General features: G+C 69.6%; 17 protein-coding genes. 10 read left to right on the top strand and 7 right to left on the bottom strand.

Features of this window, described 5'->3' with window-relative positions; all coding sequences use genetic code 11:
• Positions 1 to 36: 36 nt before the first annotated feature.
• Positions 37 to 1,491 carry a glycoside hydrolase family 47 protein gene (locus VM306_RS02865; RefSeq protein ID WP_325510622.1) on the bottom strand — a complete coding sequence of 485 codons (1,455 nt, stop codon included), beginning with the start codon at positions 1,489 to 1,491 and terminating at the stop codon, positions 37 to 39.
• A 246-nt stretch (positions 1,492 to 1,737) separates the two neighbouring features.
• Here VM306_RS02865 and VM306_RS02860 point away from each other — a divergent pair, with 246 nt between their 5' ends.
• The 7 genes from VM306_RS02860 to VM306_RS02830 all read left to right on the top strand — a co-directional run bounded on the left by VM306_RS02860 (position 1,738) and on the right by VM306_RS02830 (position 9,809).
• Positions 1,738 to 2,721, top strand: coding sequence for a LacI family DNA-binding transcriptional regulator (locus tag VM306_RS02860; protein WP_325510627.1), 984 nt, complete (start codon positions 1,738 to 1,740; stop codon positions 2,719 to 2,721).
• Complete coding sequence (locus VM306_RS02855) at positions 2,718 to 3,749, top strand: mannose-6-phosphate isomerase (protein ID WP_325510621.1); 1,032 nt, start codon at positions 2,718 to 2,720, stop codon at positions 3,747 to 3,749. The genes VM306_RS02860 and VM306_RS02855 overlap by 4 nt, the downstream gene beginning before the upstream one ends.
• Positions 3,746 to 4,510, top strand: a complete 765-nt coding sequence (locus tag VM306_RS02850; protein ID WP_325510620.1) for an ATP-binding cassette domain-containing protein — start codon at positions 3,746 to 3,748, stop codon at positions 4,508 to 4,510. Before VM306_RS02855 ends, VM306_RS02850 begins: the two co-directional genes overlap by 4 nt.
• On the top strand, positions 4,507 to 5,544 hold the full coding sequence (locus tag VM306_RS02845; protein WP_325510619.1) for an ABC transporter permease: 1,038 nt from the start codon (positions 4,507 to 4,509) through the stop codon (positions 5,542 to 5,544). The genes VM306_RS02850 and VM306_RS02845 overlap by 4 nt, the downstream gene beginning before the upstream one ends.
• Positions 5,545 to 5,561: 17 nt before the next feature.
• Positions 5,562 to 6,536, top strand: a complete 975-nt coding sequence (locus tag VM306_RS02840) for an ABC transporter substrate-binding protein (protein ID WP_325510618.1) — start codon at positions 5,562 to 5,564, stop codon at positions 6,534 to 6,536.
• A 201-nt stretch (positions 6,537 to 6,737) separates the two neighbouring features.
• Positions 6,738 to 8,279, top strand: coding sequence for an alpha/beta hydrolase (locus VM306_RS02835; RefSeq protein WP_325510617.1), 1,542 nt, complete (start codon positions 6,738 to 6,740; stop codon positions 8,277 to 8,279).
• 12 nt (positions 8,280 to 8,291) lie between these two features.
• The gene (locus tag VM306_RS02830) at positions 8,292 to 9,809 is read left to right on the top strand and encodes an alpha/beta hydrolase (protein ID WP_325510616.1); all 1,518 of its coding nucleotides are present in this window, start codon (positions 8,292 to 8,294) and stop codon (positions 9,807 to 9,809) included.
• Here VM306_RS02830 and VM306_RS02825 read toward each other — a convergent pair.
• From VM306_RS02825 to VM306_RS02800, 6 genes are all read right to left on the bottom strand, one after another.
• Positions 9,794 to 10,474, bottom strand: coding sequence for a hypothetical protein (locus VM306_RS02825; RefSeq protein ID WP_325510615.1), 681 nt, complete (start codon positions 10,472 to 10,474; stop codon positions 9,794 to 9,796). The genes VM306_RS02830 and VM306_RS02825 overlap by 16 nt on opposite strands.
• A gap of 121 nt (positions 10,475 to 10,595) precedes the next feature.
• Complete coding sequence (locus tag VM306_RS02820; protein WP_325510614.1) at positions 10,596 to 11,249, bottom strand: response regulator transcription factor; 654 nt, start codon at positions 11,247 to 11,249, stop codon at positions 10,596 to 10,598.
• The gene (locus tag VM306_RS02815; RefSeq protein ID WP_325510613.1) at positions 11,240 to 12,748 is read right to left on the bottom strand and encodes a GAF domain-containing protein; all 1,509 of its coding nucleotides are present in this window, start codon (positions 12,746 to 12,748) and stop codon (positions 11,240 to 11,242) included. The genes VM306_RS02820 and VM306_RS02815 overlap by 10 nt, the downstream gene beginning before the upstream one ends.
• A gap of 244 nt (positions 12,749 to 12,992) precedes the next feature.
• A complete protein-coding gene (locus tag VM306_RS02810; RefSeq protein WP_325510612.1) occupies positions 12,993 to 13,601 on the bottom strand; it encodes a hypothetical protein in 609 nt (202 codons plus the stop codon).
• Entirely contained in the window at positions 13,598 to 14,548 is a 951-nt protein-coding gene (meaB, locus tag VM306_RS02805; protein ID WP_325510611.1) for a methylmalonyl Co-A mutase-associated GTPase MeaB, read from the bottom strand. Before meaB ends, VM306_RS02810 begins: the two co-directional genes overlap by 4 nt.
• Positions 14,549 to 14,559: 11 nt before the next feature.
• Positions 14,560 to 15,750, bottom strand: coding sequence for an acetyl-CoA C-acetyltransferase (locus tag VM306_RS02800; protein ID WP_325510610.1), 1,191 nt, complete (start codon positions 15,748 to 15,750; stop codon positions 14,560 to 14,562).
• 125 nt (positions 15,751 to 15,875) lie between these two features.
• Between VM306_RS02800 and mce the strand changes: the two genes are divergently transcribed.
• From mce to VM306_RS02785, 3 genes are all read left to right on the top strand, one after another.
• Positions 15,876 to 16,316, top strand: a complete 441-nt coding sequence (mce, locus tag VM306_RS02795) for a methylmalonyl-CoA epimerase (protein WP_325510609.1) — start codon at positions 15,876 to 15,878, stop codon at positions 16,314 to 16,316.
• A gap of 117 nt (positions 16,317 to 16,433) precedes the next feature.
• On the top strand, positions 16,434 to 17,747 hold the full coding sequence (gene ccrA / locus VM306_RS02790; RefSeq protein WP_325510608.1) for a crotonyl-CoA carboxylase/reductase: 1,314 nt from the start codon (positions 16,434 to 16,436) through the stop codon (positions 17,745 to 17,747).
• Between the two features lie 36 nt (positions 17,748 to 17,783).
• The gene (locus tag VM306_RS02785; protein ID WP_414672320.1) at positions 17,784 to 19,241 is read left to right on the top strand and encodes a chromosome segregation protein; all 1,458 of its coding nucleotides are present in this window, start codon (positions 17,784 to 17,786) and stop codon (positions 19,239 to 19,241) included.
• Positions 19,242 to 19,308 lie beyond the last annotated feature (67 nt).

Below are 19,308 nucleotides of genomic sequence, written 5' to 3'. Positions count from 1 at the left end.
GCACCCCGGCCCGGGGGTCGTTCACCGCTCCTGCGGTTACCTGCGGGCGCCCAGGAAGATGTTGCCCTCGGTCGACAGGTAGTGGCTGGTGTAGTTGAAGCGGCGTGCGTCGCCGAAGAGCAGCCAGTAGTACTTCAGCTGTTCCGACCACCAGTAGCCGGGGCAGAAGTCGCCCTTCGCTCCTGTGGTGACGTCGGTCAGGATCGTGTAGCCGTAGGTGGTGCGGGAGGTTCGCTTCATCTCCTGGTAGTGGCGGTGGGCGCGTTGGCGGTAGAGGTCGTCTCGCGTTGCCAGCCACAGGAAGAAGGCGCCGTCCGCGTACTCGGGGCGTAGTTGGTTGCCCACCGAGGTCGGGCGTAGGGATGTGTAGTTGATGCCCTCGGGCAGTACGCCGTAGCGGTCTTGTACTGCCGTCCACGAGTCGTGGTAGGCGCGACCTCGGGCTATGTCGCCGCTTTCCGCGAAGAGGCCGCCGAGGAAGGACGCCAGTTCGCTCTGGGTCCGGGAGTCCCTGGTGGCTGTGAAGGCGTCCACCTGGGAGAACCACAGGCGGCCGTTCACCACGTCGGTCTGGTGGCGGACGATTGCCTTGATCAGGACGTCCCACCACGCCTTGAGGTCTCGGTCGCCGAAGAGGTGCCAGCCGTCCCAGAGGTACTCGTAGTAGGAGTCCGCCGGTGGGCCCACTGTGGCGTAGCGGTTGCGCCAGGCTCCTGTTTCGGCGTGCACGTCCCACGGCAGGAGGTCGTAGGAGGTGCGCTTGTCGAAGGTGTACTTGAGGGCCTTCTTGGCCGCGTTGTAGTACTTGCGGTCGCCGGTCCAGTTCGAGAGCGAGCCGAACTCGGTGATGTAGGTGCCGGTTTCCGCCAGGTTCGTCTCGGGGGACGAGACCGCGCCCGTGCGGAGGTTGACGTAGCGGTACGGGATTCCCGTGGGCGACTTGGTGAAGGCCACCAGCAGGCGGTCGCCCAGGTCGCGGGCCAGCGCGAGCAGGGCCGGGTCGCCGCTCACGTGGTAGGCGGAGAGGAGGCCGCCGAGCATGCGGATGTTCGTCTCGAAGACCTGGAAGTTCGCGTCCACGTCGAAGTCCAGGTTGGCCTTGACCCAGTTGACGCCCTGGGTGAACTCCTCGTCGAGTTCCATCAGCCACAACGTGTCCAGCGCTTCCACGACGGTCAGGCCCATCGGGTGGCCGGGGACGAAGAACTCCTCCGAGGTGCCCGACACCGGTTTGATCTGGTCGTGGCCGAAGGCGCGGTCCACATAGGAACGCCAGGCCCAGCGGGTCTCGTTGCGGACGTCCTCGGCCACCGCTCGCCAGCCGCCGGGAGGCGGGGCGAGCGCGGTTGCGCCGACGGACTGGGTCTCGACGCCCGCGGAACCGGGCGGGGGTGCGGATGGTGACGGCTGGGCTGCCGCTGTACCGGTCACGCCGGCCAGGCCGGCGGCACCCAGGAGGCTGAGAACGCTGCGGCGTGGCAGGTCACGCATAGCCGTACTCCCCTCGTGCACTGACAACGCTGTCCGTCACCAGATCCTTGCGGAGCGCACACGGGCGAGGTCAAGACCAGTGCCGTCACTTGTCCTGTTCCGGACATCGACTGGCAAAAAGTAGGGGTCTCGGACGGTGACACAACGGTTGACAAGGCCGTAAAGCCGAGGTGAGATACGGCCACTATGACAACGTTGTCCCCCAGCGGCCCCATCGCCGGTCAGCGCAAGGTCCGTCGCGCGACGATGAACGACGTCGCGCGCCTGGCGGGCGTGAGCATCAAGACCGTCTCGCGTGTGGTCAACGACGAGCCGGGTGTGCACCCGTCCACCGCCGAGCGCGTGCTGGCGGCCATCGACCAGCTCGGGTTCCGGCGGAACCTGAGTGCCCGCAACCTGCGCCGGGGGTCGTCCACCGGCACGATCGGGCTGGTGCTGGAGGACGTCGGCAACCCGTTCTACTCCGGCGTGACCCGCGCTGTCGAGGAAATCGCCCGTCTGCGTGGCAGACAGGTGATCTCGGGGTCGTCGGACGAGGATCCCGGTCGTGAGCGCGAGCTGGCGCTGGAGTTCTGCAGCCGCCGGGTCGACGGGCTGCTGATCGTGCCCGCCGGCCTGCAGCACAGCTACCTGGTGCCGGAGATGCGCGCCGGTACGCCCGTGGTGTTCCTGGACCGGCCCGCGGGGGACGTCGTGGCCGACACCGTGCTGGTGGACAACATCGGCGGCACCGTCGAGGCCGTCGCGCACCTGGCCTCGCACGGGCACCGCCGGATCGCCTTCCTCGGGGACGCGCCGGACATCTTCACCGCCAACGAGCGCCTGCGCGGGTACCGCGAGGGCTGCGTGCGCTCGGGCATCGGCTACCACGAGGAGCTCGTGGCCATGGGCCCGCACGACGAGAGCAGCGTGGCCGCCACGTTGCACCGGCTGCAGACCATGCGCGAGCCCGCCACGGCGGTCGTGGCCGGCAACAACCGCATCACCGTGCACATCCTGCGCTCGCTCGCCGGGACCACCGAACGGCCCGCCCTGGTGGGTTTCGACGACTTCGAGCTCGCCGACCTGTTGTCGCCGCCGGTGACCGTGATCGCGCACGACGCGAGCGCGCTCGGCAAGGCGGCCACCGATTTGTTGTTCGCCCGACTGGACGGCGACAACTCACCACCGCGCCGCGTCGTGCTGCCGGTGCGCTTGGTGCCACGAGGATCCGGGGAGGTCCACGCGTGAGTTCTGGTGTTCTCCACCAGCCTGTCAACCTGCCTGCCAACCAGCCGAAGCAGTTCTACCGCGGCGGCGAGGCGATCGCCGCGCTGCGCGGGGGGACGAGCGGCGACTTCGGGCCCGAGGACTGGGTGGCGTCGACGACGACGCTCTACGGACGCAGTGACGCCGGGCTGACGACGTTGCCGAACGGCGTCCTGCTGCGCGACGCCGTCGAGGCGGACCCGACGGGATGGCTCGGCCCCGAGCACGTGGCGAAGTTCGGCGCCGACACCGCCCTGCTGGTCAAGCTGCTCGACGCGGGCCAGCGCCTTCCGGTGCACTGCCACCCGTCGAACACCTTCGCGTCCTCGCACCTGAACTGCCGCCACGGCAAGACGGAGGCGTGGATCGTCGTCGGCACGACCGGCTCTGACCCGACCGTCTACATCGGATTCCGCGACGACGTGCCCGCCGCGACGGTCGCCGAGTGGGTCGCCACGCAGAACACCGCGGCGATGCTCGACTCGCTGAACCCGGTCTGCGTCCGGCCCGGTGACACGGTGTTCGTGCCCGCCGGTGTGCCGCACGCGATCGGCGAGGGCGTCTTCATCGTCGAGCTGCAGCAGCCAACGGACTTCTCGGTCACGCTGGAGTGGCAGGGCTTTCTCGCCAACGCCGACGTCGGTCACCTCGGCCTCGGCTACGACGTGGCGCTCGACTGCGTCGACCGCAACGGCTGGGGCGGTCAGCTCGACAAGCTCGTGCGCCAGACGTCCGAGAAGTGGGCGCCGTCGGTCGACCTGCTCGGCGACGACGCGAACCCGTTCTTCCAGGCCGACCGCCTGCACGTCGAGGGCTCCTTCGCACTGGAGCCGTCGTTCGCCGTGGTGGTGGTGCTGGAGGGGTCCGGCCAGCTCGGTGAGCTGGAGGTCCGCAAGGGCAGCACCGTCGTCGTGCCGCACGCGGCCGGCGAGCTGGGGCTGTCAGGTGACCTGGTGGCGATCCGCTGCCGTCCGCCCGTTCTGTCCACTGTGGAGGACATATCGCGATGAACCAGCCGCTGCTGGAGGCTCGTGATCTCACGAAGAGCTACGGCACCGTGGAGGCTCTCCGCGGTGCCTCGTTCACCGCCTTCCCCGGCGAGGTCGTGTCGCTGATCGGCGACAACGGCGCGGGCAAGTCGACCCTGGTGAAGTGCCTGTGCGGGGTGGAGCAGCCGACCGGCGGCGAGCTGTTGTTCGAGGGCAGGCCCCTGCGCCTCGACTCCCCCAACGACGCCCGTGACCGGGGCATCGAGACGGTGTTCCAGGACCTCGCGGTCGCGCCGGACCTCGACCCGGCCGCGAACATGTTCCTGGGCAGGGAGATCCTCAAGCCCGGGATCCTGGGCTTCCTGGGCGTCCTCGACAAGAAGGCGATGCGCCGGCAGGCCGCCGAGCACTTCAGCCGGTTCGGCGCGACGCTGCAGAGCATCGACGTGCCGATCGCGGCGCTGTCGGGTGGTCAACGCCAGTCCGTCGCCGTCGCGCGGTCGGTGGCGTGGGCGTCGAAGCTCGTGTTCATGGACGAGCCGACCGCCGCACTCGGTGTGGTGCAACGCGAACGCGTGCTCGAGGTGATCAAGCGGGTGCGCGACGAGGGTGTCGCGGTCGTGCTGATCTCGCACAACATGCCCGAGGTGCTGTCGGTCTCCGACCGCGTCGAGGTGCTGCGCCTCGGTCGCCGCGTGGCCCGTTTCCAGGCCGCGGAGACCAGCGTGGAAGAGCTCGTCGGCGCGATGACCGGCGCGCTGACCCAGGAGGACGCGGCATGACCACCGACGAGAAGACAACGTTGTCAGCTCCGCCGGACGAGCAGCGCAGGCCGTTGTTGACACGCCTGACCGGAGCGAACACGTTGTGGATCGGCCTGGTGCTGCTGGTCCTGGTCGCCGTGTTCGGCGCGATCCGGCCCGACGCGATCTTCCAGGTGACCACGCTGCAGTTCCTGCTCGCGGAGACCGCCGTGCTGCTGGTGCTCTCGGTCGGCATGACGTTCGTGATCATCACGTCCGGCATCGACCTGTCCGTGGGCTCGGTGCTGGTGTTCGCGTCCGTCCTCTCCGCGATGGCGATGAACTGGGTCTCCGGTGGCGACGCGACGAACGCGGGCTGGGGCGTGATCGCGTTCGGCCTGCTGGTCGCGGTCGTCAGCGGCGCGGTGTGGGGTCTGCTCAACGGTCTGCTGATCTCGCGCGCGAAGATCCCGCCGTTGATCGTGACGCTGGGCTCGTTCGGCGCGGCGCAGGGCGCGGCCCTGTTGCTCAACAACGGTTCCAACGTCTCGGGCATCCCGGACAGGCTCAACCGCACGTTCGGCTCCGGCACGTACTTCGGCATCCCGAACATCGTGATCGTGGCCGCGGTCGTCACCGCGCTCGGCGCGCTCCTGTTGTCCACCACGCGCTTCGGCCGCTACACCTACGCGGTGGGGTCGAACGAGGAGGCGGCGCGGCGGGTCGGCATCTCGGTGCGCGGCCACCTCACGAAGGTGTACCTGCTCGCGGGCACGCTCGCGGGCCTGGCCGGGTTCATGGGCAACGCGTTCTTCCGCGTCGCGGTCGTCACCGGCCACGAGACGGACAACCTGAACGCGATCGCCGCCGTCGTCCTCGGCGGCACGAGCATCTTCGGCGGCACGGGTTCGGTGCTGGGCACCGTGTTCGGCGTGTTCATCCCCGCGGTGCTGGAGAAGGGCCTCGTGATCATCGGGGTCAAGGAGTTCTGGCAGCCGATCGCCGTGGCGATCGTGCTGGTGGCCGCCGTGTGGCTGGACCAGACGCGGCGGCGGGCGCGCAACCAACGCTAGGGAAAGGTGCTGGACCAATGAAGATCCGCTCCGCAGTGGCCGTCTCGGCCGCGTTCCTCCTCGCCGCGTGTGGCGGCGGTGGGCAGATTGGTGACTCGAACTCGGGCAACGCCGCCGCGAACAAGAAGCTGGTGCTGATCCCCGGCATCACGGCGGAGCCGTTCTACATCTCGATGCAGTGCGGTTTCGAGGAGGCGGCCAAGGCCGCGGGCTACGAGGTCGACACGCAGGCGCCCGCCAAGTTCGACGCGGCCCAGCAGACCCCGATCGTCACGGGCATCCTCGCGTCCAAGCCGGCGGGGGTCCTGATCGCGCCGACCGACGACAAGGCCATGGCCGGTCCGATGAAGCAGCTCAAGGACGCGGGCATCAAGGTCGTCGAGGTCGACACCAAGCTCCAGGACACCTCGATCGCGCTGTCGTCGATCTCCTCCGACAACGAGCAGGGCGGCAAGCTCGCCGCCGAGACGCTCGACAAGCTCACGGCCGGCAAGTCCGGTTCGGTGCTGGTGCTGAACACCAAGGCCGGCACGTCCACCACCGACGCCCGCGCGAAGGGCTTCGAGGACGCCATCAAGAGCTTCCCGAACCTCAAGTACATCGGCCAGCAGTACACCGACAACGAGCCCGCCACCGCGGCCTCGAAGGTGACGGCGACCCTGGCCGCGAACCCCGACCTCATCGGGGTGTTCGCCACCAACCTGAACTCCGGTGAGGGCGCCGCCACGGGCCTGCGCAACGCCGGCAAGACCGGGACGGTGAACCTGGTCGGCTTCGACGCCTCACCGAAGCAGGTGGAGGACCTGAAGGCCGGCACGGTGCAGGCGCTCATCGCCCAGGACCCCGCCGCCATCGGCAGGCAGGGCGTCGAGCAGGCGGTCGCCGCGATCGACGGCAAGGAGACCAAGCGCGACATCGAGACGGAACTCGTCGCGATCACGAAGGCCGACGCCGAGGCCAACTCGAAGTACTTCTACAAGCAGTCCTGCTGATCCGGCACGATCCCCTCAGGGCCGTCTCCGTCGCGGGGGCGGCCCTGCTGCGTCTCATGACGAACGTCATCGGGGTTTGACCCGGTCGGCATAAGACCAGAGTCGTAGGCGGTCTGCACCCAAAGGCCGATGCTCCCACCCCTCCCGAAGCGATGAGCTGAGCCTGCCGGCCGACTCGGCCGGCGAGGAGGGGGAACACCGATGCACCGCAAGACGCCGGCGGCGGCACTGGCCGTCGCCACCACCACGAGTCTGCTGCTCGCTCCGCAGGCCCATGCCCAGCCGCAGTCCCAGTTCGCCGCACAGGAAATCCAGTGGCAGCAGTGCTTCCCGGAGCCGCCGCCCGGCGCGCCGCCGGGCACGGAACGGCTGGAGTGCGGCAGCTTCACGGCGCCGATGGACTGGAACAACCAGCGCAACGGCAAGACCATCACCATCGCGGTCAGCCGGCTCAGGCCGAAGACCGGCACGGCGAAGTCCACCGTCTTCACCAACCCCGGCGGTCCCGGCGGTCCCGGCCGCACGGTGCCGCTGATCTACCTCGACCGGCCGAAGCTCAGCGAGAACGCCGACATCATCGGCATCGACGTGCGCGGCACCGGCGCCAGCAGCAACGTCACGTGCGGGGGCTTCACGCCGGACGGCCAGACCGACCCGCGCGACCGCAGCAAGGCGAACCTCGACCTCATCTACGGCGCCATGGAGCTGCACGCCGAGTTCTGCCAGGCCAGGTCCGGGGAGCTGGGCCGCTACATCACCACCGACCAGACGGTGAAGGACCTGGACCTGCTGCGTCAGGTGCTGGGCAAGAAGAAGGTCAGCTGGCTCGGGTACTCCGGCGGTACCTGGATGGGTGCCTACTACGCCACGTACTTCCCGAAGACGCTCGACAGGATCGTGCTCGACTCCAACGTCGAGTTCACCGCGCCGTGGCAGAACCACTTCGACGACTGGGGCATGGCGTTCGAACGGCGGTTCCGCGTGGACTTCCTGCCCTGGGTGGCGAAGTACGACGACGTCTACCACCTCGGCAAGACCGGCGAAGGTGTCCGCCAGGCCTACGAACGCACGCGTGCGCGACTGGCCGAGCAGCCCGTGACCCGGCCGGAGGGCGTCTACACCGCCCAGGCGCTGGACCTGATGCTGCGGACCGCCCTGTACAGCAAGGACGCCTTCGCCGGCGCCGCGCAGACCTTCGCGGAGCTCGCCGGTGCGGTGCCCGCGCGGATGAGCGCGCTGGCCACCTACCCGGACGCGCAGACCGGCACGGGGTACTCGATCCTCTGCAACGACACCCCGTTCCAGGGCGGCCGGAAGTACCTGGAACGCGACGCCGCCCGGGACGGCGCGAAGTGGCCGCTCGTCGGCTACACCCAGATCGCGGGCCCCTGCGCGTTCTGGGATCGCCCGGACGTGAAGCTGAAGCAGCCCACCGGGATCGGCGTCGCGCCGACGTTGATGGTGCAGTCGGTGCGCGACCCGGCGACCTCTCTTGAAGCCGGGCAGAAAGCCCACCGGAACTTCACCAGCTCCGTGCTGCTCACCGTTGAAGACGAGGGGGACCACGGCATCTACGGGTTCGGCAACGAGTGCGTCAACGACATCGTCGAGCGCTACCTCGTCGACGGTGTCACGCCGGCGAAGGACCTGTCGTGCCCCGGCGTCCCGCTGCCCGCACCCGGTGAGACCGCGGGGAACCCGCTCGCGAAAGCACGCCAGATCTCCACCCAACTCGGTTGGTAAGAGGGGAAACGCATGCACCGCAAAGCAATCGCGACGGCTTTGGCCGTCACCGCCACCACGCTCCTGATCGCACCGCAGGCGCAGGCCGCGCAGACCATCACCTGGCAGAAGTGCTTCCAGTCACCGCCGCCCGGAGCACCGCCCGGCGCGGAACGGCTGGAGTGCGGCAGCTTCACCGCGCCGATGGACTGGAACAACCCGCGCAACGGCAAGACCATCACCATCGCCGTCAGCCGCCTCACGCCGAAGAACGGCAAGGCCAAGACCACGGTCTTCACCAACCCCGGCGGCCCCGGCGGTGAGGGGCGCACGCTGCCGCTGGTCTACCTGAGCCGGCCGAAGCTCAGCGAGAACGCCGAGATCTACGGCATCGATGTACGAGGAACGGGCGCCGGCGACAACGTCACGTGCGGCGGGTTCGACACGTTCGGCTCGACGGACCCGCGCGACCGCGGCAAGGCCAACCTCGACCTGATCTACGGCGGCATGGAGCTGCAGGCGAAGTTCTGCCAGACCAAGTCGGGCGAGTTCGGCCGGTACGTCACCACCGAGCAGACCGTGAAGGACCTCGACCTGCTGCGGCAGCTGCTGGGGCGCAAGAAGGTCGACTGGCTCGGGTACTCCGGCGGCAGCTGGATGGGCGCCTACTACGCCACGTACTTCCCGAAGACCCTCGACAAGGTCGTCCTCGACTCGAACACGGACTTCACCGGTCCGTGGCAGACGGTGTTCGGCGACTTCGGCGTGGGCTTCGAGCGGCGGTTCCGCGTCGACTTCCTGCCGTGGGTGGCGGAGCACGACGACGTCTACCACCTCGGCAAGACCGCGGAGGAGGTCCGGCTGGCCTACGAACGGACGCGCGCCAAGCTCGGCGAACAGCCCGTCACGCTGCCGGAGGGCACGTACTACCCGATGATCCTCGACCTGACGCTCGCCCAAGGGCTGTACAGCAAGTACTCCTTCGACGGCGCCGCGACGAAGCTGGCCGAGCTGGCCGGTGCGGTGCCCGCGCAGCTGACGGCGCAGGCGAGCTACCCGGACGCACCGCTCGCCACGCAGCTGGCGATCCTCTGCAACGACACGAAGTTCCGCGGTGACAGGAAGTTCCTGGAACGGGACGCGGCCGCGGACGGCGCCAAGTGGCCGTTGGTCGGGTACTACCAGATCATGGGACCCTGCGCGTACTGGGACCGCCCGGACATCACTCTCAAGCACCCCGACGGGATCGGCGTCACGCCGACGTTGATGGTGCAGTCCGAACGGGACCCGGCGACGCCGATCGAGGGCGCGCGCAGGTCGCACGCCGGGTTCGCCGGCTCGCGGATGCTGACCGTGAAGGACGAGGGTGACCACGGCATCTACGGGTTCGACAACGGCTGCGTCAACGACGTCGTCGAGCGCTACCTCGTCGACCGCGTGACGCCGCCGGGCGACCTGTCCTGTCCCGGTGTGCCGCTGCCCGGACCGGGCCAGCGGCAGGCCGGTCCGCTGGAGCAGGCGCGGAGGCTGGCGGTTCAGCTCGGCTGGTGACAGCCGGCGGGAGCCGCGACGGCCGGGAACGACCGCCGCAGCTCCCCCGCCACCTCCTCGGAGATCGGCTGTGCCGGGACTCCGTCGCGCACCACGTCCAGGACGTGAACGCGGTACCAGCCGTGGCCCATCGACCACTGCGCGTACCGCGTTCCGTCTTCTCCACCCCACGTCCGCAACACCCGCTGCAGGACCGTGTCGACGACGGCCCAGTACCGGTACCGCCCGTCCTCCGGCTCACGGCTGCGACGCGTCACGACGGCTTCGAGCTCACGCGCCCGGACCTCGTCGATCTCGACCCGCCGGCCGCCCTCGAACACGCAGGGACCGACCACCCGCCAGCGTTCGCTGACGAACGTCCTCTCCGCGACGACTCCGTTGACGTCGTTCCACAGGTGCGCCAGGCGCACCGGATCCCCGTCGGCGTCCAGGAACGCGTAGTACCGGTGTTCACCCTGCGGTGGGCGCGGTGCCCAGGACGTCAGCAGGTGGTCGAGAGTCGTGCCGCTGACGGGTTCACCCAGCCGCCACTGGCGTCCGGCGGGAACCCAGTCGCGGTTCTCGTCGTAGCGCTCGAAGCTCCCGGCCCGTTCGCGGAGGAGCAGGAACGGGTCGTGAACGTCCGGGTGCAGGTGGTTCACCACGGCGAAGTGGCGGTGTCTCATGCGGCTCCCGTTCCCCGTCCTCCGGCGTCCGTCCACAGAAGAGTCTGGGAGGTCCACTGTGGAACTCCTCGACCGCCATGCAGTAGACGGTGTCCCGCCGCTCTCCGGTTCCCGGGATCGCCTAGAAAGTACCGGGGTGGGTGCGTCTGCGCCGGGCCGCGTAGACGCCCGCCTCGGTGCGGCGGTCGAAGCCGAGCTTGTGCAGCAGGGACGAGACGTAGTTCTTCACGGTCTTCTCGGCGAGGAACAGGCGGTTCGCGATCTGCCGGTTCGTCATGCCCTCGGCGATGAGGTCGAGGATCCTGCGTTCCTGCGGGCTCAGCGCGGCGTAGCGCGGGTCCTCCTCCGGCCCGCCCCTGAGCCGTTGCAGCACGGTCGCCGTCACGCCGGCGTGCAGGAGCGACCCGCCGGAGGCGAGCGTGCGGACCGCGGCCACGAGGTCGTTGCCGGAGACCTCCTTCAGCATGTACCCGGACGCGCCCGCCATGATCGCGCCGAACAACGCCTCGTCGTCCGAGTACGACGTGAGCATCAGGCACGCGGGAGGCGGTTGCACGAGGCTGCGGATCTCCCGGCACACCGTGACGCCGTCGCCGTCGGGCAGCCGCACGTCGATGATCGCCACGTCGGGCCTGAGCCCCGGCGCCTGGGCGACCGCGGCGGTGGCGCTGTCCGCCTGTCCCACGACCTCGATGTCGGTGGCCTGCGCCAGCAGCTGCACCAGCCCGCGCCGCACGATCTCGTGGTCGTCCACCAAGAGCACCGCTATCGCCATGTCGCCTCCTGCAGCACCAGCGGAACGGACCAGGTGATGCTCACACCCGCGCCGGGGATCGAGTCCACCGCGCAGTCCCCGTGGTGACGCCGCGCCCGAGCCGCCATGTTGGCGAGCCCGCCGGCGTGGTGGGGCACGCCACCGGAATCGTCGGTCAACGGCAAGCCGCGGCCGTCGTCCTCGACCATGAGCTCAAGCCGCGTCATCGTGCGGTTGACGCTCACGACCACGGCGACGTGCTTCGCCCGAGCGTGACGCACGACGTTCGCCAGCGCCTCCCTGAGCGTGGCCAGCAGATCGGGTCTGAGCTGGTCAGGCACCACGCTGTCGAGGGGCCCCTCCAACGACACGTCGGGTTCGAACGTGAGCAGTCGCGCGGACTCGTGCACCGCGTTGAGCACCTGCCCCCGCAGGCTGGTGCTGCCGGTCGGTGGTTCCTGCAGGGAGAAGATGGTGCGGCGGATCTCGCGGATCGTGTGGTCGACCTCCTCCACGAACCCGCTGAGCCGCTCGGTGATCTGGGGACGCGCGCTCATCCCGGTCAGCCCCTGCAACCCGAGGCCGAGCCCGAACAGCCGCTGGATGACCAGGTCGTGCAGGTCGCGCGCGATGCGGTCGCGGTCCTCCAGCACCGCGAGCCGCTCGGTGTCGCCCTGGGCCCTGGTGAACTCCAGCACCAGCGCGGCCTGGGCGGCGAACGCCTCGATGAGCTCGAGGTCGTCGAAGTTCGGTTCGTCGGCGGGCCGCGCGACGATCAGCACGCCGATCGTCCGCTCGCCGACGGTGAGCGGCACGACGGCGCACGGGCCCGGCACCGTCGGGATCGTGTCCTTGGGGTGGCACTCGGCCTCGCCCGACTCGTAGACGCGGTGGCTGACCGTGCCCTCCGCCGGGATGCGCGTGCCTTCGGCGTCGTAGGAACCGCCGTCGGTCACCTCGATGACCAGGTCGCCGTTGTGGTCGGGGAGGACCACCGCGGCGAAGTCCGCCGCCGCCGTCCTGCGCGCGGTGCGGGCTACGAGGTAGAGGGCGTCTCTCCCGGTGGTGCCCGTCAGGAGGTTGGTGGTCACCTCGGCGGCCGCCCTCAGCCAGACCTCGCGCCTGCGGGTCTGCTCGTAGCGGTCCAGGTGGCCGATGGCGGAGCCCGCGGCCGTGGCCAGTGCCGTGACGATGTCGCGGTCCCGGGCGGTGAACTCCGGTTTGCCCGACAGGAAGAGGTTGCCGAAGGTCTCGTCCCCGACCTTGACGGGCGCGCCCAGGAAGTCGGCTACGCCGATCGAGCGCGGATCACCCGTGGTGATGTGCGGTCGGCCGTCCTCGTTCGTGAACTCCGTCAGCTCTTTGTGGCCGTGGATCACCGCCAGCGCGCCGTAGGGGGCGCCGACCAGGTCGCAGGCCGATTCGACGACGTGTCTGAGGAGCTCGGGAAGGGTGTCGTCGGCGGCGAACGACAGCACCACGTCCAGCACGCGCTGTTCTGTGCTCAGGTTGCCGCCCACGGCTTCACCCCTTTTTGGGGGATAGAAGTGACACCGCATGAACGACTGAGGGTAACTCCCCTGCGTAGTCGAAGGGGAGACCATCACTGCAAGCAGTGAGAAGCGGAACTACTCAGAGTAGAGATGGGTCTCGTTCGGAGGCTGAAACGGGCACGAGCGACGCACACCCGGTGCCGGTGCGTGAGCAGTGTCGTGCCAGGTAGGTGGAAAGGTTGGGCCAAGCGGTGCGGAGCTGCACGAGCGGTCAGTGCAGACCTACGCTGAACCCTTCGTCTACCACGCCGCGGTAGATGGACGGCGCGAACGTCCGCAGACCGTGGTCGATCGGGTCGATGAACCCCGCCGAGTCGCCGAGCGGCAGGCGGTAGCCGTTCCGCACGCGGTGGAACTCCCACAGCGGTTCCATCGTCGGGTGCGCCGGGCGGAACCGCTGGGGGTCGCGCGGGTGCAGGTCGACGCGGACGAGGGTGCGGCGGACCAGCGCGTCCGCCAGCTGGACGGCCCGTTCGCGGGTCCGGGAGATCGAGATGGCGCCCAGGTCCTGCCAGGCCACCGCCCACGGCATGCCCTGCGGGTCGTCCAGGCGGATGCCCTGCTGCTCGATGACCAGCTTGCGCGGGCGGGAGATCGTCTTCCACTTCACCACGGCCATGACGCCGATGCCGGTGAAGACCAGGCCGATCACTCCCGCGATGCCCCCGCCCACCGGTTCGCCGTCGGCGAAGGCCGTCACCGAGCCCACCAGGGCGAGGATGCCGAGCACTCCCGCCACCGAACCGCCTATCAGGACTTTGCGGGTGTCGCTCTTGCCCAGGTCCACGACGACGGGTGGAGGCGCTCCCCAAGCGGTCATTCCCGCAGGCTACCGCTGATCAACTGCTCGGCCGCGGCGAACGGGTCCAGCTCACCCCCGACCACGCGTTCAGCCAGCCGGTCGACAGGCCCGAACCGGGTGCGCACCCGTTCCACGGCGATGGCCTCGATCTCGGCACCGGCGCGGCGCAGGCGGCGTTCCTCCAGCTCACCGTGCTCGGTCATCCAGGACCGGTGCTCGGCGATGGCGGAGACGACGCGGTCCAGGCCCTCCGCGCGGGCGGCGACGGTCTTGACGACGGGGGCGCGCCAGGAGGGGCCCGTACGGTCGCGGCGGCCCAGGGAGATCATGTACTTGAGGTCGCGGGCCGTCTGGTCGGCGCCGTCGCGGTCGGCCTTGTTGACGACGAAGACGTCGGCGATCTCCAGGATGCCCGCCTTGGCGGCCTGGATGCCGTCGCCCATGCCCGGCGCGAGCAGGACGAGGGTGGTGTCGGCCAGCGCGACGATCTCGACCTCGGACTGACCGACGCCGACGGTCTCCACGAGGACCACGTCGAAGCCGGCGGCGTCCAGCACGCGGAGTGCCTGCGGGGTGGCCCAGGACAGGCCGCCGAGGTGGCCGCGGGTGGCCATCGAGCGGATGAAGACGCCGGGATCGGACGCGTGGTCGCCCATGCGGACGCGGTCGCCGAGCAGTGCGCCGCCGGAGAACGGGCTGGACGGGTCGACGGCGATCACCGCGACTCGCTTGCCCTCGGCGCGATAGGCGCGCACCAACGCGTTCGTGGAGGTCGACTTGCCCACGCCCGGTGCGCCGGTGATGCCGACGACCTGGGCGTGGCCCGTGTGGGGCGCCAGAGCGGCAGCGACCTCCGGGAGAGCCGCACTTCCCTGCTCCACCAGGGAGATCAGCCTGGCGACCGCGCGCGGTTCGCCGTCACGCGCGCGGTCGACCAGTCCTGCTACGTCAACGGCTCGGGCCACGACCGGGCACACTAGGCCTTGGACGGCACGCGGATGATCAGCGCGTCACCCTGACCGCCGCCACCGCACAGCGCCGCGGCACCCATGCCGCCACCGCGCCGCTGCAGCTCCAGTGCGAGGTGCAGGGCGATGCGGGCGCCGGACATGCCGATCGGGTGGCCGAGTGCGATGGCACCACCGTTGACGTTGACCTTGTCCTCGGGGATCCCGAGCTCACGGGTCGACACGATGCCGACCGCCGCGAACGCCTCGTTGATCTCGACCAGGTCGAGGTCGGAGGGGTCGATGCCCTCCTTGGCGCAGGCGGCCTTGATGGCGTTGGACGGCTGCTCGTGCAGCGAGGCGTCGGGGCCCGCGACGACGCCGTGGGCGCCGATCTCCGCGATCCACTCGAGGCCCAGCTCCTCGGCCTTGGCCTTGCTCATCACGACGACCGCCGCCGCGCCGTCGGAGATCTGCGACGCCGAGCCCGCCGTGATCGTGCCGTCGGAGGAGAACGCCGGGCGCAGCTTCGCGAGGCTTTCGGCCGTCGTGTCGCCGCGGACGCCCTCGTCCGTGCTGAACAGGACCGGCTCGCCCTTGCGCTGCGGGATGGAGACCGGTGCGATCTCGGCGTCGAACACGCCGTTCCCGGCGGCCTTCGCGGCGAGCTGGTGCGACCGCGCGGAGAACGCGTCCTGCTCCTCGCGCGTGATGCTGTAGCGCTCGTTGTGCTTCTCCGTGGAGACACCCATCGCGACCTGGTCGAACGCGCAGAACAGGCCGTCGTGCGCCATGTGGTCCTGCATCGTCACGTCGCCGTACTTGAACCCGCCGCGCGACTTCGGCAGCAGGTGCGGCGCCTGGGTCATCGACTCCTGACCACCGGCCACGACGACGTCGAACTCACCCGCGCGGATCAGCTGGTCGGCCAGCGCGATCGCGTCGATGCCCGACAGGCACACCTTGTTGATGGTGAGCGCGGGCACGGTCATCGGGATGCCCGCGGCGACGGCGGCCTGACGTGCCGGGATCTGGCCCGCGCCGGCGGTCAGCACCTGCCCCATGATCACGTACTGCACCTGCTCGGGGGCCACGCCCGCGCGCTCCAGTGCCGCCTTGATCGCGACGCCACCGAGCTGGGCGCCGGAGAAGTCCTTGAGCGATCCCAGCAGTCGGCCCATCGGGGTGCGAGCCCCGGCGACGATGACGGAACCGGACACAGCTGCCTCCAGTGGAAGAGCGAACGGTCGTTAACAAAGAACCATACCGGGGGCTACCGGGCGGTAATCGTGTGAGACCCCGCACAGGAGCACCTGCACCGATCACGTGGATACCCTCGCGAACCATGAACGCAGACATCACTCGATTCGTGACCGCGATCGACCACGTGGGCATCGCGGTGCCCGACCTCGACGTCGCCATCGCGTTCTACCGCGACAACTTCGGTCTCGAGGTGGCGCACGAGGAGGTCAACGAGGAGCAGGGCGTGCGCGAGGCCATGCTCCACACGCCCGGCGACCACGGCGGCACCGCGATCCAGCTGCTGGCGCCGCTCAACGAGAACTCGACCATCGCCAAGTTCATCGGCCGCTCCGGCCCCGGCCTGCAGCAGCTCGCCTACCGGGTGTCCGATGTGGACGTCGCGGCGGACGCGTTGCGCGCGAAGGGCCTGCGCCTGCTCTACGACGCCGCCAAGCGCGGCACGTCGAACAGCCGGGTCAACTTCGTGCACCCCAAGGACGCGGGCGGCGTGCTCATCGAACTGGTCGAGCCGGCGGAGCACTAGCCCGCGCCCGGTCCGGTGAATCCGGGTGGCATCCCTCACAGGCGTGATTCTGAATCGGTTACTGCTGAGTAACCTCCGGCAACCTGCGACTATCCCTCACCGGGAAGGAATGCCGCCGTGCAGAAGATCCTTGATGCGATCCTGGCCGACGAGCTGGACGCGATCGGTTCCTTGGACGTTCCGGAGAGCTATCGGGGCGTGACGGTGCACGCGGACGAGGCCGACATGTTCGCCGGCCTCGAGACGCGGGACAAGGACCCGCGCAAGTCGCTGCACGTCGACGAGGTCGCCACGCCGGAGCTCGGTCCCGGCGAGGCGCTGGTCGCCGTCATGGCCTCCGCGATCAACTACAACACCGTGTGGACCTCGATCTTCGAACCGGTGTCCACGTTCGGGTTCCTGAAGCGGCTGGGCGGCCGCCACGACCTGCCGTACCACGTGGTGGGATCGGACCTGGCCGGCGTCGTCGTGCGCGTCGGGCCCGGTGTCACCGCGTGGAAGCCGGGCGACCGGGTGGTCGCGCACTGCCTGGACGTGCCGCTGGAGGCCCCGGACGGCCACAACGACACGATGCTCGACCCGCAGCAGCGGATCTGGGGCTTCGAGACGAACTTCGGCGGCCTCGCCGACCTCGCGCTGGTGAAGTCGAACCAGCTGATGCCGATGCCCAAGCACCTCACGTGGGAGGAAGCGGCGTCGCCGGGCCTGGTCAACTCCACCGCGTACCGCCAGCTGGTGTCGACCAACGGTGCCAACATGAAGCAGGGCGACACGGTCCTGATCTGGGGCGCGTCCGGCGGTCTCGGTTCGTACGCCACGCAGTTCGCGTTGAACGGCGGCGCGACGCCCGTGTGCGTCGTCTCGTCGCCGGAGAAGGCCGAGATCGTTCGTTCGATGGGCGCCGAACTGATCATCGACCGCTCCGCAGAGGGCTACAGGTTCTGGAAGAACGAGCACGAGCAGGACCCGCGCGAGTGGAAGCGCTTCGGCGCGAAGATCCGCGAGCTGACCGGCGGCGAGGACCCGGACATCGTGTTCGAGCACCCCGGCCGTGAGACGTTCGGCGCCTCGGTCTTCGTGGCGCGCAAGGGCGGCAAGATCGTCACGTGCGCGTCGACCTCCGGGTACATGCACCAGTACGACAACCGCTACCTGTGGATGAACCTCAAGCACATCCTGTCCTCGCACTTCGCGAACTACCGCGAGGCGTGGGAGGCGAACCGCTTGATCGCCAAGGGAAAGATCCACCCGACGGTGTCCAAGGTGTACTCAATGGACGAAACGGGCCAGGCCGCGCACGACGTGCACCGCAACGCGCACCAGGGCAAGGTCGGCGTGCTCTGCCTTGCGCCGGAAGAAGGTCTTGGTGTGCTGGATCACGAACTGCGCGCGAAGCACCTCACAGCTATCAATCGATTCCGGGGTGCGTGACCTTCCGGGGGTACCCGAACGGGTAGCGTGAGGGGCATGGGCCTCGCCGACGACCGTGACCTCGTCCCCCTGGGATCCGGCTTCGACATCGTCAAGCGCGGTTACGACCGCGCCCAGGTCGAGGATCATCTCGAACGCCTCGACTCGGACCTGCGGCTGCTGGCCGCGGACCGCGATGCCGCCGTGTCCCAGACGTCCGATTTGGCGCGCCAGCTGGAAGCGGCGCGCTCGGAGATGTCCGAGCTGCGCCACCAGGTCGAGCGCCTGTCGCTGCCGCCGACGACGCTGGAGGGGCTCTCCGAGCGCCTCCAGCGCATGCTGCGGCTGGCCCAGGACGAGGCCAACGAGATCAAGGCCCGTGCCGAAGCAGAAGGCGGGCACATCCGCGCCAAGGCGGAAACCGACGCGGGTGTGCTGCGCCAGCGCTACGAGAAGCTCATCGCCGAGCTCGACGAGCGCCGCTCCGCCATGGAGGCCGAGCACAAGGGCGTCCTGGAGACCGCTCGCACCGAGGCGGAGAAGATCGTCTCGGAGGCGGAGGCCGCCGCCCGCAAGATCGCCGACGAGTCCGAGCAGCGCCGGGTGACCGTCGAAGAGGACTTCGAGATCGCGATGGCCGCCCGCCGCAGCGAGGCGATGGCCACCCTCGCCACCCAGGAGGCCACCTCCAAGAGCGAGGCGGACCGCCGGGTGCGCGAGGCGACGGAGGAAGCAGCGCGAATCCGCGCCGCCGTCGCCCAGGAACAGACCACCTCGAAGGCCGAGGCGGAACGCCGGGTGCGCGAGGCCACAGAAGAGGCCAACCGCCGCCGCCACGACTCGATCACCGAGGCCACGGCCCGAATCCAGGAGGCGACCGACGAGGCGAACCGCCGAGTCCGCGAGGCCACCGAGGAAGCCAACCGCCGCACGGCCGCCGCGGCCCAGCGCGTCGACCAGCTCCGCACCCTCCGCAACCGCCTCTCGCACCAGCTCCACAACGTGCGGACGGCACTGCAGGACGTCGTGCCGCTGCTCGACCCGGTGGAGGAGGACCCCGCCCAGGCCGAGGCAGCCGCTCCGACGGCTCAGCCCGCTCCGGCTCCGGCCGCGTCCCAGCCGGCCGCGTCCCAGCCGGTTCCCTCGCAGCCGGTTCCCTCGCAGCCGGTTCCCTCGCAGCCGGCTCCCTCGCAGCCGGCTCCGGCCGCTCCCGCTGCACAGGCGGCTCCAGCCGTTCCCGCTGCCCCGTCGGCTCCCGCTGCCCCGGTACAGGCAGCTCCGGCTCAGGCGGCTCCCGCTGCTCCGGTTGCTCCGGTTGCTCAGGCGAAACTCACCGCGCCCGCCCAGCAGACTCCGGCCAAGCAGGTCCCGGCCGCTCCCGCCAAGGACGCTCAGGCCAAGCCCGCTCAGGTTGCGAACAAGCCAGTTCAGCCGTCGAACAAGCCCGTCCAGGCGTCGCAGGTCGACGGACCGACGGCGAAGATCGCACGTCCGCAGCCGGCCAAGAAGTCCTGACACCACACGCTCGCGCAGGGGTCCCCCGCCCAGGGGGACCCCTGATTTCAATTATCCCAGCCGGCAC

The sequence above is a fragment of the Lentzea sp. genome, from assembly GCF_035525475.1.
Lineage (GTDB): Bacteria > Actinomycetota > Actinomycetes > Mycobacteriales > Pseudonocardiaceae > Lentzea.
This window is presented reverse-complemented; position numbering and strand designations above follow the sequence as displayed.